Origin of the sequence: Neobacillus dielmonensis (genome assembly GCF_000612665.1) — a bacterium.
GTDB lineage: Bacteria > Bacillota > Bacilli > Bacillales > Cytobacillaceae > Neobacillus > Neobacillus dielmonensis.
The window spans coordinates 34,856-48,363 of sequence record NZ_HG942054.1 but is presented as its reverse complement, the minus strand read 5'-3'; the positions used below and the strand labels follow the sequence as shown (position 1 = coordinate 48,363).

The 13,508-nt window shown below is 40.6% G+C and carries 15 protein-coding genes; all 15 read left to right on the top strand.

Annotated features, from left to right (window positions below):
* Positions 1-32 precede the first annotated feature (32 nt).
* The 15 genes from spoIIIAE to ahrC all read left to right on the top strand — a co-directional run bounded on the left by spoIIIAE (position 33) and on the right by ahrC (position 13,505).
* On the top strand, positions 33-1,232 hold the full coding sequence (gene spoIIIAE, locus BN2425_RS09570; protein WP_074433035.1) for a stage III sporulation protein AE: 1,200 nt from the start codon (positions 33-35) through the stop codon (positions 1,230-1,232).
* A gap of 16 nt (positions 1,233-1,248) precedes the next feature.
* Positions 1,249-1,878, top strand: a complete 630-nt coding sequence (gene spoIIIAF, locus BN2425_RS09565) for a stage III sporulation protein AF (protein WP_042458250.1) — start codon at positions 1,249-1,251, stop codon at positions 1,876-1,878.
* Positions 1,871-2,539, top strand: a complete 669-nt coding sequence (spoIIIAG, locus tag BN2425_RS09560; RefSeq protein ID WP_042458247.1) for a stage III sporulation protein AG — start codon at positions 1,871-1,873, stop codon at positions 2,537-2,539. Before spoIIIAF ends, spoIIIAG begins: the two co-directional genes overlap by 8 nt.
* A 160-nt stretch (positions 2,540-2,699) precedes the next feature.
* Complete coding sequence (locus BN2425_RS09555; protein ID WP_042458244.1) at positions 2,700-3,257, top strand: SpoIIIAH-like family protein; 558 nt, start codon at positions 2,700-2,702, stop codon at positions 3,255-3,257.
* 365 nt (positions 3,258-3,622) lie between these two features.
* Positions 3,623-4,129: an acetyl-CoA carboxylase biotin carboxyl carrier protein gene (gene accB, locus BN2425_RS09550; protein WP_042458241.1), complete on the top strand. Its 507-nt coding sequence runs from the start codon at positions 3,623-3,625 to the stop codon at positions 4,127-4,129.
* A 17-nt stretch (positions 4,130-4,146) separates the two neighbouring features.
* Positions 4,147-5,502 carry an acetyl-CoA carboxylase biotin carboxylase subunit gene (accC, locus tag BN2425_RS09545; protein ID WP_042458240.1) on the top strand — a complete coding sequence of 452 codons (1,356 nt, stop codon included), beginning with the start codon at positions 4,147-4,149 and terminating at the stop codon, positions 5,500-5,502.
* 18 nt (positions 5,503-5,520) lie between these two features.
* Positions 5,521-5,928, top strand: a complete 408-nt coding sequence (locus tag BN2425_RS09540; RefSeq protein ID WP_042458236.1) for an Asp23/Gls24 family envelope stress response protein — start codon at positions 5,521-5,523, stop codon at positions 5,926-5,928.
* Positions 5,929-6,109: 181 nt separating this feature from the next.
* Complete coding sequence (gene nusB / locus BN2425_RS09535; protein ID WP_042458233.1) at positions 6,110-6,502, top strand: transcription antitermination factor NusB; 393 nt, start codon at positions 6,110-6,112, stop codon at positions 6,500-6,502.
* Positions 6,503-6,544: 42 nt separating this feature from the next.
* Entirely contained in the window at positions 6,545-7,399 is an 855-nt protein-coding gene (gene folD, locus BN2425_RS09530; RefSeq protein WP_042458230.1) for a bifunctional methylenetetrahydrofolate dehydrogenase/methenyltetrahydrofolate cyclohydrolase FolD, read from the top strand.
* Between the two features lie 124 nt (positions 7,400-7,523).
* Positions 7,524-8,888 (top strand): exodeoxyribonuclease VII large subunit, encoded by a 1,365-nt coding sequence (gene xseA, locus BN2425_RS09525; protein WP_042458429.1) that lies wholly within the window; start codon positions 7,524-7,526, stop codon positions 8,886-8,888.
* Positions 8,872-9,105 carry an exodeoxyribonuclease VII small subunit gene (locus BN2425_RS09520; protein WP_042458226.1) on the top strand — a complete coding sequence of 78 codons (234 nt, stop codon included), beginning with the start codon at positions 8,872-8,874 and terminating at the stop codon, positions 9,103-9,105. Before xseA ends, BN2425_RS09520 begins: the two co-directional genes overlap by 17 nt.
* Before the next feature lie 2 nt (positions 9,106-9,107).
* Positions 9,108-9,998, top strand: coding sequence for a polyprenyl synthetase family protein (locus tag BN2425_RS09515; protein WP_042458223.1), 891 nt, complete (start codon positions 9,108-9,110; stop codon positions 9,996-9,998).
* A 149-nt stretch (positions 9,999-10,147) separates the two neighbouring features.
* Entirely contained in the window at positions 10,148-12,043 is a 1,896-nt protein-coding gene (gene dxs / locus BN2425_RS09510) for a 1-deoxy-D-xylulose-5-phosphate synthase (RefSeq protein ID WP_042458220.1), read from the top strand.
* A gap of 4 nt (positions 12,044-12,047) precedes the next feature.
* Positions 12,048-12,881, top strand: coding sequence for a TlyA family RNA methyltransferase (locus BN2425_RS09505; RefSeq protein WP_042458218.1), 834 nt, complete (start codon positions 12,048-12,050; stop codon positions 12,879-12,881).
* Positions 12,882-13,055: 174 nt separating this feature from the next.
* Positions 13,056-13,505 (top strand): transcriptional regulator AhrC/ArgR, encoded by a 450-nt coding sequence (gene ahrC / locus BN2425_RS09500; protein WP_042458215.1) that lies wholly within the window; start codon positions 13,056-13,058, stop codon positions 13,503-13,505.
* Positions 13,506-13,508: the final 3 nt, after the last annotated feature.

The following is a 13,508-nucleotide window of genomic DNA, read 5'->3' as shown; positions in this document are numbered from 1 at the left end:
GGAGCGCTTACGTTCCTAAAGAGGTGTATTCATTGAAGCAGAGGCTGCAGTTTATTCCAATAATTATTATTTTCTATCTACTTTTTTTACCGTCAGGTGTACAAGCCATTGAAAATACGGAAGATACCACCACTCCTCACTCACCTCAGGAACTGGTTGATGCTCAGCTGGACACATTGGATTTATCTGAACTGACAAAGTTTTGGGAAGATATTACCGATAAATATGGCGGCTTTTTGCCGGAAAGCCAAAAGGGGAGTCTATATGATTTTATTAAAGGGGAGAAAGACTTCTCGTTTAAACAGTGGGGGCAAGGATTTTTAAAATTTATCTTTCATGAATTTACTGCAAATGGAAAACTACTTGGAACCTTAATTATGTTGGCTGTTTTCAGCATGTTCCTGCAGTCGATGCAAAACGCTTTTGAGAAAAGCAATATTAGCAAGGTTGCCTATGCCATCGTTTATATGGTTTTGATGATACTTGCACTCAATAGCTTCCATATTGCTATCACCTATACCACCGAAGCGATTGAAACGATGATTTCATTCGTGCTTGCTCTGATTCCGATTTTACTTGCCTTAATGGCTGCTTCTGGCGGGCTTGTTTCAGCAGCCTTTTTCCATCCGGTTATCCTGTTTTTAATGAATATAAGCGGGATGTTTATGCAATATATTATCCTTCCGCTGCTTTTTTTAGGCACCTTACTCAGCGTTGTCAGCACCATATCGGAACAGTATAAGGTTACACAATTGGCTGGATTGTTGCGAAATTGGAGTATTGGCTTAATGGGTTTATTTTTAACGATATTTTTAGGGGTTATATCTGTACAGGGGGTGTCAGCAGCCGTTACGGATGGAATTGCGATCCGAACTGCCAAGTTTATCACAGGGAATTTTATCCCGGTTATTGGGAGAATGTTTACCGATGCCACTGATACGGTTGTCAGTGCCTCTGTTTTGTTAAAAAACACCGTTGGTATTGCCGGTGTGGCGATTCTGTTGTTAATTGTTGCATTCCCGGCTCTTAAAATCTTAATGATCTCTTTTATTTATAAGTTTGCAGCCGCCATCCTGCAGCCATTAGGCGGGGGGCCAATCATTACCTGCTTGGATATTATCAGCAAAAGTGTAATTTATGTTTTTGCGGCATTAAGCATTGTTTCCCTTATGTTCTTTTTAAGCATCACGGTAATTGTGGCCGCTGGAAATTTAACCATGATGATGAGATAGGGGGTGCGTAATTAAAATGGAATTTTTAAAAGAGTGGGTAACCAGCATCATTCTCTTTATTCTGCTAGCAACCGTTATAGATATGCTCCTTCCCAATTCAGGCTTTCAAAAATACACAAAAATGGTAACAGGGTTACTATTGATTGCGATTATTCTCACCCCGATTTTAAAAGTCATCTCTAAGGATTTTGAATCAACGATTGCAGCGATTCCATCTGTTGGAACTTCTGAAGAAAAAAATATGAAAAATTTAATAGATTTGAAGAAAAAAGAAATACAAGCCTCCCAAGATGCATATATTTTAGAAGAAACGGCTGTTCAGCTGAAAAGCGGAGTTAAAGAGGAGTTGATGGAGAAATACGGATTGGAGATAGCAAAAATCGATATTGAAAGGAATGAACAAGGGGACAAAGCATTTCCAGATAACCTCCAAAAGGTAATGATTCAATTAAAACAGCCGGATACAGACAGTAAGGTAGTGGAAGCAATTAAACCAATACAAATAAACACTGAAACACCTCTTCCATCTCAAAAAGCATCAGATGAAACAGATAAAGTTGCTGCATTTCTAGCAAAAAAATGGGATGTATCCAAAGAAACAATTGAAGTATCGATAGAAGGGGGGATCCAAAACAAAAATGAGTAATAATCATGGACCGTTTTCATGGTTCAAAAAACTCCTAAAACTTGACAACGAAACTAGCGAAGATAAACCAGGAAAAAAACCAAGCAAATATCAATATATGGTGCTTGTCCTTTGTATTGGTGCAGCCTTTATGATTGTGGGCAATGTAGTCCTGACACCAGGAGGCAGTACTGAAGCAAACAAACAGGCAAGTACAAATCAAACAGAACCAGGCGAGGATGTTCCTGCCTTCGGGGTGAAAAAAAGTTCTAGTAATCAGGCAATTGAAGACTATGAAGAAAAGTATGAGACACAGTTAGAGAAGGCCCTCCAAGAAGTCTTAGGTGTAAAGGATGTAACAGTGGTGGTTACAATTGATTCAACCGCTCGTAAAGTTCTCGAAAAAAATCAAGTGACAAAGGAACAGACAACCGAGGAAACTGACCGGGAAGGCGGGCAAAGAAAGGTACAAGATATCTCAACCGATGAACAGGTTGTTATCATTCGAAATGGAGAAAAAGAGGTTCCGATTGTAGTAGAAACCAAAAAGCCTGACATACGCGGCGTCATGGTTGTAGCCAAGGGTGCAGAAAATATCCAAGTAAAAAAATGGATTGTAGAAGCTGTAACCAAAGTCTTAGGAGTACCTAGCCATCGGGTTGGGGTATTCCCTAAAAAATAGGCTCTGTCAAATTTTTTTAACTCTGTTGATTGGAGCGGAAGGTGCTCGACTCCTCCGGGAGTTGGAGGCTCCCGGGCCCGCCAGCGGGAACGCTTAAGCGCCGGGAGCAGAAATCAACAGCCAAATTAATAGAGCAAAAAATAAAAGGAGGATTTTAATCATGCTATTAAAAAAACAAACAGTTTGGTTATTAACAATGTTAAGTCTTGTAGTTGTCCTATCCGTCTATTACATTACTTCCCCAGAACAAAAAACAAATGACGTTGCACAAGTGAAGCAGGAAGCCAAGGATGAAGCGAAAACTAAAACAAAAACGAACACCGAAGCCAAGGATGATAAGACTATTGTTTCTACCATTGCCGGAGATGCTGAATTTGAAAAACTGCGCATGGCTCTTGAGGAATCTCGCAGCAAGCAGCAAGAGCAGTTAACAAATATTGTTGCATCCACCAATCTTCCAGCAGACGAGCGAAGCAAAGCCAAAGACCAAATGGAAAAGCTGACTGAGACTGCGCAAAAGGAAGAAATGCTGGAGTCTTTCATCAAGACAATGGGCTATGAGGATGTCCTTGTCAGAGCAGATGGGGAGAAAGTGAATGTCACAGTAAAATCCAAAAATAAACCTTCTGCTTCTGAGGCTAACAAGATTATTCTTGAAGTAAAGAAAGAAATAGGAGAAACGAATTTTGTCGCTGTTACTTTTCAGCCTTCTAAATAAGTAATGAAAAAACAGAACGCATTGTTAAAGTGTACAAAGGAGAGCTGAATGGCTTTCCTTTGTTTAATTTACGTTAAAAAGGAAAAAATAAACTTTTAATAGTTATAAATGGACATCATATTTCACATTTTTACCAGAAAATATTATGATGAAAGAAGGGGAGTTTCTCCATATTACGAAAAATAGCTTATTGAACTAATAGGAGATATTATCGTATAGTATTAGTAGCTAGTCATGAATAATACTCGCCGGCTAATGAACCCTTAAGGTTAAGACAAAGTCGCAGTTGCACTACTAATGAGTTAAAAGTTTAGATGGTGAATGGTAATGAAATGAAAATTTAAAAGCACAAGGGGTGTATCTTCATGCTGAAAATACAAGAAATTCGTGAATTAATTAAACTAGTAGACCAATCAAGCATTGATGAGTTTGTATATGAAAATGAAGGCTCGAAAATTAAAATGAAAAAGACTGGAACAGCCACAGTGGCAACGCTACAGCCTGTTGTCCAAGCACCTCAAGTCCCTGCTGCACTTCAGGTACCACCTGTTGCCGTTAATGAGCAGGCGGCACCAGTTTCTGTACAGGAGCCCGCACAAGAACAAGCAAACAAAGAATCAGTTTCTGTAGAAAACTTACATAAAATCACTTCACCTATGGTGGGCACTTTTTATGCTTCCCCAAGTCCAGATGCTGATTTGTACGTAAAACCAGGTTCAAAGGTATCAAAGGATACCGTAGTCTGTATCGTCGAGGCTATGAAATTATTCAATGAAATTGAAGCTGAAGTGGATGGAGAAATTGTAGAAGTTTTGGTGAAAAATGGACAGCTAGTAGAATATGGCCAGCCATTATTTTTGGTAAGACCTTAAGTTAGGAGCGTAACAGGATGATAAGAAAACTGTTAATTGCAAATAGAGGAGAAATTGCAGTCAGAATCATTAGGGCTTGCCGAGATATGGGAATCGAGTCGGTGGCTGTATTTTCTGAGGCAGATCGTGAGGCATTGCATGTTCAACTGGCTGATGAAGCCTATTGTATTGGACCAACATCTTCAAAAGACAGTTACTTAAACGTGGCCAATATCATCAGTGTGGCCAAGTTGACAGGTTGCGACGCCATTCACCCGGGTTATGGTTTCTTAGCTGAAAATGCCGATTTTGCTGAACTTTGCCGTGAATGCAGTATTACCTTTGTCGGACCAAGTCCAGAAGCCATAAACAAAATGGGAACCAAGGATATTGCCAGAGAAACGATGAGAGAAGCAGGCGTTCCAATTGTACCTGGATCTCAAGGAATTATCAGTGATGTTGATGAAGCAATTGAATTGGCGAACAAAATTGAGTATCCAGTTATCATAAAGGCCACTGCTGGCGGCGGCGGAAAAGGAATTCGTGTTGCAAGAAACGAACAAGAATTAATTAAAGGCATTAATATTACTCAGCAGGAAGCATTAACAGCTTTCGGTAATTCAGGCGTCTATCTGGAAAAATATATAGAGGATTTTCGGCATGTTGAAATCCAAATTCTCGCTGATAATTATGGAAATACCATTCATCTAGGCGAGAGGGATTGTTCCATCCAGCGTCGTCTCCAAAAGCTTCTAGAGGAATCACCTTCGCCAGCATTAGATGGAGAAATTCGTACTGAAATGGGAAATGCCGCTGTAAAGGCTGCAAAAGCAGTTGATTATTCTGGTGCTGGAACAGTAGAATTTATATATGATTACCGCAACCGTAAATTTTATTTTATGGAAATGAATACTCGGATTCAGGTGGAGCACCCCGTTACGGAGCTTGTCACTGGGGTGGATTTAATTAAGGAACAGATTCGGGTAGCTAATGGGGAAAAGCTTTCATTGACCCAACAAGACGTCACGTTCACGGGATGGGCAATAGAATGCCGGATTAATGCTGAAAATCCGGAGAAAAACTTTCTCCCATCAGCAGGGAAAATTAAAATGTACTTGCCGCCAGGTGGACTTGGAGTCCGAATTGATTCTGCAGCATATCCTGGTTACACCATTCCACCTTATTATGATTCCATGATTGCCAAAGTGATCGCATATGGCAGTACCAGGGATGAGGCAATTGCCAGAATGAAGCGTGCACTGAGTGAATTTGTGGTAGAAGGCATTCACACCACCATTCCGTTTCATTTAAAGTTACTTGAACATGAAAAATTTGTTGAAGGGGCATTTAATACAAAATTCCTGGAAATATATGATGTAATGAAAACTGTATAATAATTGGAGGTGTTTGGGATGAGTGAGTTTAATATTTTAGAGATGGAACAGGATAATGATGGCCTGGGCAAGATTGAGATCGCACCCGAAGTCATCGAAGTAATTGCAGGCATTGCAGCATCTGAGGTGGAAGGCGTGTCAGGGATGCGCGGTAACTTCGCCACAGGAGTAGTGGAGCGGTTAGGTAGGAAAAACCATGGCAAAGGTGTGAAGGTAGAGCTATCTGAAACTGGCATAAAAATTGATGTGTACTGTTTAATTAAATTTGGCATTTCCATTCCTACAGTTGCTGGAAAAATACAAGAAAATATTCGTCAGGCTTTACTAAACATGACAGCTTTAGAGGCTGAGGAAGTTAATATCCATGTCGTTGGCGTTCAATTTGAAAATCAAAAGCAAGAACCTGCCATCGAGGAAGAAGTCTAATTTTAAAAACCAAAGGGTCAACCTTTGGTTTTTCTATTGAAACAATCATTTCTAAACAGTGCGAATCCCTGTTAGTTATGCTATTATCTTTTTATGTGTAAGGTTTTCTATTTGTTTAATACTAAATAATGTATATAAATGGGCAAAACTAGTTGAAATGGTTAAAGGAGATATAAGTATAATGAAAAGACGAACAGCCAGGGAAAAAGCATTGCAAGCACTATTTCAAATTGATGTCAGCAACAGTGAACCATCAGAAGCACTTCATCATGTATTGGATGGACAAGCAGGTGATGAATACCTATCAAAGCTTGTTTTCGGTGTGGTTGAACATATGTCTGAAATAGACCCGCTTATTGGTAAAAACCTTGAAAAATGGTCGATGGATCGTTTGGCACCTGTAGACCGGAACATTCTGAGAATCGCCGCTTATGAATTAAAGTATTTACTTGATGAAGTCCCAGGGAATGTGGTTTTAGACGAAGCAATTGAAATTGCCAAAGTCTATGGAGATGATCAATCAAGCAAATTTATTAATGGCGTGCTTTCAAAAGTGAAACAACAGCTTAGCTAATGAAAAAATTTAAGGTGCAGGAAAGGGCAAGGGGGAGAAAAAATGACTGCAGTGTTGATTAATGGAAAAGAAATTGCCGCTAAAAAACGAATAGAAATTGCAGAAAAGGTGAAGGACTTAAAGAAAAAGGGTGTTACCCCAGGGTTGGCTGTTATTCTGGTAGGCAACAACGATGCCTCTAGGACATATGTCCGCAATAAAGAAAAAACTTGCCAAGAACTTGGCATGAATTCTTTGCTGATTGAACTAGATGAAGATGTGGCTGAGGATAAATTACTTGATAAGATTCTAGAATTAAACAATGACCCCGCGATCCATGGGATTTTGGTACAGCTTCCGCTTCCTAACCATATTAAAGAAAGTAAGGTAATTGAAACTATATCACCTTTAAAAGATGTTGATGGCTTCCACCCCATTAATATTGGGAGAATGATGACAGGACAAGATGCCTTCTTGCCTTGTACGCCATATGGAATTATGGTGCTGCTTGAGGAGACGGGGATCAACATTGAAGGCAAACATGTCGTTGTCGTGGGAAGAAGTAATATTGTTGGCAAACCAGTTGGACAATTATTTTTAAACCAAAATGCAACAGTTACTTATTGTCACTCCAGGACCAAAGATTTGAAGTTACATACTAAGCAGGCTGATATTGTGGTAGCAGCCGTTGGAATCGCTAATTTTATTACGGCCGACCATATTAAAGAAGGGGCAGTCGTGATTGATGTAGGAATCAATCGCAACGAAGCAGGGAAACTTTGCGGTGATGTGAAATTTGATGAGGTGAGCGAGAAGGCTGGGTATATTACCCCAGTGCCTAAGGGAGTTGGCCCAATGACAATTACCATGCTGATGTATAATACCTTAAAATCTGCGTCACAAAGTTTAGACCGATAGTGAGTAATTAAAATTGTCCTTATCTTATAATGGTAATCAGCCGGTCATTTTGCGGACAAATTCATTGGCTGATACTATAATGGATAAGGACAGTTTTTATTCTCTCTTTTATGAAGGAGCCGTTATGCAGGAACAACAATACCTAACTGTGAATGCGTTAACTAAATACATAAAACGAAAATTTGATGCTGACCCGCATTTGCGTGATATCCATGTCCGTGGAGAAATTTCAAACTTTAAACAGCATTCAAGCGGTCACATGTATTTTACCTTAAAGGATGAAAAGGCCCGTATCTTGGCCGTAATGTTTTCTAGTAATACCAGGCACATGAAGTTTATTCCTGAAAATGGAATGAAAGTCATTGTGAAAGGCGATATCACGGTATTTGAACCAAGCGGACAGTATCAAATCTATGTCAAAGCCATGCAGCCAGATGGCGTTGGCGAATTATTTTTAGCATATGAACAATTAAAACAAAGACTGGAAACCGAAGGTTTGTTTGCAGCTCAAAATAAAAAGCCATTGCCGTTATTTCCAAACACGATCGGGGTCATCACTTCACCGACAGGAGCTGCAATTAGGGACATTATTACAACGATTAAAAGACGATATCCGATTGGAAGGATTCTTGTTTTGCCTGCTCTAGTCCAAGGTGAACAAGCTGCTCCGTCGATTGCCAAAGCTATTGAAAAGGCCAATGCGATGGGGGAGATTGACGTATTAATCGTTGGCCGGGGTGGTGGCTCTATTGAAGAATTATGGGCTTTCAATGAGGAACTTGTCGCCCGAGCGATTTATCAATCAAGGATTCCGGTTATCTCCGCTGTCGGTCATGAAACGGATTTTACCATAGCGGATTTTGTTGCAGACCTTAGAGCACCAACCCCTACGGGTGCTGCGGAACTGGCTGTCCCACACATTGAAGAATTAATGGACCGTGTATTACAGCGGCAGACGAGACTCATGCGATCCATAAGGGAAAGATTCCGATTTGAAACAGAGCGTCTGAATCGGGTTCAAAGGTCGTATGCCTTCCGCTACCCGAAACGATTATATGAGCAAAAGCTAGAACAGACTGACAAGCTTACTGAAATGCTCGTACGAAATACGTCGCGATTAATTACGGGAAAAAAGGAACAGCACGATTCCCTTAATAAACGGTTCACGCGGAACCATCCCCGACAGGTTTTAACCGAAGCTAAACACAAGTTTGAAAGAATGGATAGAGACATGAACCGGGCACTTCAACAAACAGTAACTAAAAAACAAACTGATTTTGACAAAATACTTGCTACTCTTCAAGCTTTGAGCCCGTTGAGAATCATGGAACGAGGCTTTAGTTTGGCTTATACGAAAAACAATCAGATTTTAAAAAGTGTAACGCAAGTGAAACCAGACGAACAAGTTCAAATACAATTAAATGATGGGCAGGTATACTGTAAAGTAGAGACCATAGAGGGGGGCGATAAAAATGCCATCGGAAAATAATTTATCTTTTGAAGAAGCGATGACAAAACTGGAACGGATTGTAGAAAAGCTTGAAGAAGGAGATGTTCCTTTGGAAGAGGCCATTAGTATTTACAAAGAGGGCATGGAACTATCAAAACTATGTCATGATAAATTAAAAAGTGTTGAGGAACAATTAACTCAAATCATTACAGAGGATGGAAGTACTGAGAGTTTTTCAATCGATGAGGAGGATTAGTGGTGGAAACCAGGTTAGATTCATTTGCTCGAGAATATAAAAATCTGCTGGATAATGAACTCCGCAGGTTAGTAGAACAGCTAGATGCTCCACCAATCCTTAAGGACTCGATGATTTATTCTTTAGAAGCCGGCGGGAAGAGGATACGGCCTTTGCTTTTATTTGCTACCCTTGATGCTTTTGACGTTAATCCAAAAAATGGGCTGTGGGCGGCAGCAGCGATCGAAATGATTCATACCTATTCGCTCATCCATGATGACCTGCCCAGTATGGACAATGATGACTTAAGAAGAGGAAAGCCAACCAATCATATTGTATTCGGAGATGCTGTAGCTACTTTAGCAGGAGATGCACTGTTAACCTACAGTTTCGAAGTGATAGGAAATACACCTGTTGAATTTGCCACTGCTGAAACTAAACTTAAATTGATGCTCGAAATGGCCAAGGCTGCCGGTGCCGAAGGAATGGTTGGCGGTCAGGTGGCTGATATGGAAGGAGAAAACCAGGAACTTACCCTTGAGGAACTTGAGTATATCCATATCCATAAAACAGGTAAGCTGTTGGGTTATAGTGTCCAAGCCGGTGCGATTTTGGCCTTGGCTGACCAGGCAGTACTTGACTATCTCCGGAAATTTGCTCATCACCTGGGTCTTGCCTTTCAAATCAAGGATGATATTCTTGACTTGGTGGGCAATCAGCAAGTGATCGGTAAACCTGTAGGAAGCGATACAGCAAATCACAAAAGCACTTATCCTAGATTATTGACATTGGAAGGTGCCAAGGATGCTTTAAAGCAGCAAATTATGAACGCCAAGGAAAGTCTTCAAAAGACGGGATTAAACACAACCCTTCTAATGGAACTGACGGATTTAGTTGCTTCACGGGATCGTTAAAAAACAGTTATTTGAGGCAATATAATTAGTATGTTATAATGAGTTGAAATCTAGAAACCGTGAACAATGCCGTTATCACGTCCGTGTTAGCGGCTTATTTTTAAATTGCCGCTAGAGAAGAAAAAGTTACGAAAGTGAGTGATCCAGATATGGATCTATTATCAATAAAAGACCCTTCCTTTCTTAAAGGAATGTCAAACGCCGAGTTGGAGGTATTAAGCAGAGACATCCGCCGTTTTCTTATCGAAAAGCTTTCGGTTACCGGCGGCCATATTGGACCGAATTTGGGGGTAGTGGAATTAACGATTGCCTTACATAAATGCTTCGATAGTCCAAAAGATAAACTCATTTGGGATGTCGGACATCAGTCTTATGTCCATAAAATTCTAACAGGAAGAGCTGCAGAATTTGATACACTACGACAGTTTAAAGGTTTGTGTGGTTTTCCAAAGAGGGTGGAAAGTGCTCATGATGTTTGGGAGACCGGACATAGTTCTACCTCCTTATCAGCAGCCATGGGTATGGCAATTGCTAGAGATTTAAAAAAAGAAAAGCATTATGTGGTACCGGTGATTGGTGATGGGGCGTTAACCGGCGGTATGGCGCTGGAAGCGTTGAATCATATTGGACATGAAAAGAAAGATATGATTGTCATTTTAAATGACAATGAAATGTCAATTGCGCCTAATGTAGGTGCCTTGCATAATATACTTGGACAATTGCGGACAGCTGGTAAGTACCAATGGGTAAAGGATGAACTTGAAGTCCTATTGAAAAAGGTTCCTGCTGTAGGCGGGAAATTGGCTGCTACTGCAGAGAGGATCAAAGACAGTCTGAAATATCTATTTGTATCCGGCATGTTTTTCGAAGAATTGGGCTTTACCTATTTAGGTCCAATTGATGGCCATAATTTTGAAGCATTATTTGAGAATCTCGCTTATGCCAAGAAAACCGAAGGACCGGTTCTCCTTCACGTTCTAACTAAAAAGGGCAAAGGGTTTAAACCAGCAGAAACTGATAAAGTAGGGACTTGGCATGGAACAGGTCCATATAAAATGGATACTGGGGATTTTGTGAAACCTAGCAAAAAACAACCACCAGCTTGGAGCAGTTTGGTAAGTGAGACCGTTAGGCGAATTGCTCGTGAAGATGACCGAGTAGTAGCGATCACACCGGCAATGCCTGTCGGTTCTAAACTGGAGGGATTTGCCCATGAATTCCCGGATCGTATGTATGATGTAGGGATCGCAGAACAGCATGCAGCAACTGTTGCTGCAGGCCTTGCAACTCAGGATATGAAGCCGTTTCTGGCGATTTACTCCACCTTTCTGCAGCGGGCTTACGACCAGGTTGTGCATGATATCTGCCGGCAAAACTTAAATGTCTTTATTGGCATTGACCGTGCAGGATTAGTTGGTGCAGATGGAGAGACCCACCAAGGAGTTTTCGATATCGCGTTTTTAAGACATATTCCTAATATTGTGTTAATGATGCCGAAGGATGAAAATGAAGGCCAGCATATGGTTTATACGGCTCTAAATTACGATGACGGGCCAATTGCCATGAGATTTCCGCGCGGTAACGGAATCGGTGTGCCATTAGACGAGAATTTAAAAGCCATTCCTATCGGGTCTTGGGAGGTTTTGAAAGAAGGTTATGATGCTGCTATTTTAACCTTTGGTACCACTATACCTATGGCAATGGAAGCTGCCATGCAGCTCGAAAAACAAGGGATTTCGGTACAGGTTGTAAATGCCCGGTTTATTAAACCTATGGATGAAACCATGCTGATAAAAATTTTAGATATGAATATTCCAATCCTCACGATAGAGGAGGCTATCTTACAAGGTGGGTTTGGCAGTGCCGTTCTTGAGTATGCCCATAGTCAGGGATATTATCACACGCAAATTGACAGAATGGGTATACCGGATCAATTTATCGAACATGGAGATGTGGCTTCACTCCTTGAAGAAGTAGGTCTGACTTCAGAGGAAGCTGTAAAACGGATCTCGATTATGGCCGGGAAAAAACAGCAAAGGGCTTAACAAAATGAAAATGAAAGAACGTTTAGATGTTTTATTGGTTGAAAGAGGTTTGTGTGAGACCCGAGAAAAAGCAAAACGGGCGATTATGGCGGGCTTGGTCTATACAAATGAAGAGCGGCTCGACAAACCCGGTGAAAAAGTAGGAATCGATATCCCGCTTCATGTAAAAGGTAATGCTATCCCTTACGTCAGCCGGGGGGGATTAAAGCTGGAAAAAGCGTTAAAGGTTTTTGATGTATCTGTAGCAGATAAGGTCATGTTGGATATCGGTGCATCGACAGGTGGATTTACGGATTGTGCTTTGCAAAACGGTGCCAAAATGTCCTATGCTTTGGATGTCGGATACAATCAGCTGGCTTGGAAGTTGAGACAGGATGAACGGGTTATTGTCATGGAACGAACCAATTTTCGGTATGTGACTCCTGCTGACTTGCAAGGAGAAATGCCAACGTTTGCTACTATTGATGTTTCCTTTATTTCGCTAACGTTAATTTTGCCAGTATTAAAAACCTTGCTTGTACCTGGTAGTGATATTGTAGCCCTGATCAAACCTCAATTTGAGGCAGGACGTGAACAAGTCGGCAAGAAGGGGATAGTCAGGGATGAAAAAGTCCATCTACAGGTCATTGACAAGATTATCCGCTTTTCTTTAGAACAGGGATATGATGTAAGAGATTTGTCTTATTCTCCGATTACCGGGGGGGAAGGGAATATCGAATTTCTTATTCATTTAAAATGGCAGGGAAAAGATGGACATCAGGGAAGTAATCAATTACGGCTTTCTTCTGATGAAGTAGTAAAGGAAGCACATAAAGTGTTACATTCGAAACAAGAATAAGTCTGATGAAAATTTTTAGAAAAGGATAAGCGACCTGAGCTTATCCTTTTTATACATTTTCATTTATTTTCATACAAAGTTTGCATGACAAATTTGGTTAAATCGGCTAACATATGGATAGAAGAGACATGTTAGTAGAGATAACTAAGATGTTTTAAACGTCGAGGTGAAAAGATGAATAAGGGACAACGACATATTAAAATAAGAGAAATTATTGCCAGTAATGACATTGAGACACAGGATGAGCTTGTCGATGAACTAAGGAACGCAGGTTATAATGTAACCCAGGCAACCGTTTCACGGGACATTAAGGAGTTACATCTTGTCAAAGTGCCTTTAACAGATGGCAGATATAAATACAGCTTACCGGCTGACCAAAGGTTTAACCCGTTACAAAAATTAAAAAGAGCATTAGTGGATGCGTTTATCAGGATTGATTCGGCGGGACATTTGCTTGTGATGAAATGTCTGCCTGGAAACGCTATGGCAATAGGTGCACTAATCGACCATCTTGACTGGGATGAGATACTTGGCACCATTTGTGGTGATGATACCATGCTGATTATTTGCCGTACACCGGAAGACACAGAGACCATCACACAAAGATTCCTTGATATGCTCTAATTT

Bases quoted from the DNA above. Each gene is read 5' to 3' on its own strand.
- dxs (WP_042458220.1), top strand. From the start codon at position 10,148: ATGGATCTATTATCAATAAAAGACCCTTCCTTTCTTAAAGGAATGTCA.
- BN2425_RS09540 (WP_042458236.1), top strand. From the start codon at position 5,521: ATGAGTGAGTTTAATATTTTAGAGATGGAACAGGATAATGATGGCCTG.
- spoIIIAG (WP_042458247.1), top strand. From the start codon at position 1,871: ATGAGTAATAATCATGGACCGTTTTCATGGTTCAAAAAACTCCTAAAA.
- BN2425_RS09520 (WP_042458226.1), top strand. From the start codon at position 8,872: ATGCCATCGGAAAATAATTTATCTTTTGAAGAAGCGATGACAAAACTG.
- ahrC (WP_042458215.1), top strand. From the start codon at position 13,056: ATGAATAAGGGACAACGACATATTAAAATAAGAGAAATTATTGCCAGT.
- folD (WP_042458230.1), top strand. From the start codon at position 6,545: ATGACTGCAGTGTTGATTAATGGAAAAGAAATTGCCGCTAAAAAACGA.
- spoIIIAF (WP_042458250.1), top strand. From the start codon at position 1,249: ATGGAATTTTTAAAAGAGTGGGTAACCAGCATCATTCTCTTTATTCTG.
- accB (WP_042458241.1), top strand. From the start codon at position 3,623: ATGCTGAAAATACAAGAAATTCGTGAATTAATTAAACTAGTAGACCAA.
- BN2425_RS09505 (WP_042458218.1), top strand. From the start codon at position 12,048: ATGAAAATGAAAGAACGTTTAGATGTTTTATTGGTTGAAAGAGGTTTG.
- xseA (WP_042458429.1), top strand. From the start codon at position 7,524: ATGCAGGAACAACAATACCTAACTGTGAATGCGTTAACTAAATACATA.
- BN2425_RS09555 (WP_042458244.1), top strand. From the start codon at position 2,700: ATGCTATTAAAAAAACAAACAGTTTGGTTATTAACAATGTTAAGTCTT.
- nusB (WP_042458233.1), top strand. From the start codon at position 6,110: ATGAAAAGACGAACAGCCAGGGAAAAAGCATTGCAAGCACTATTTCAA.
- accC (WP_042458240.1), top strand. From the start codon at position 4,147: ATGATAAGAAAACTGTTAATTGCAAATAGAGGAGAAATTGCAGTCAGA.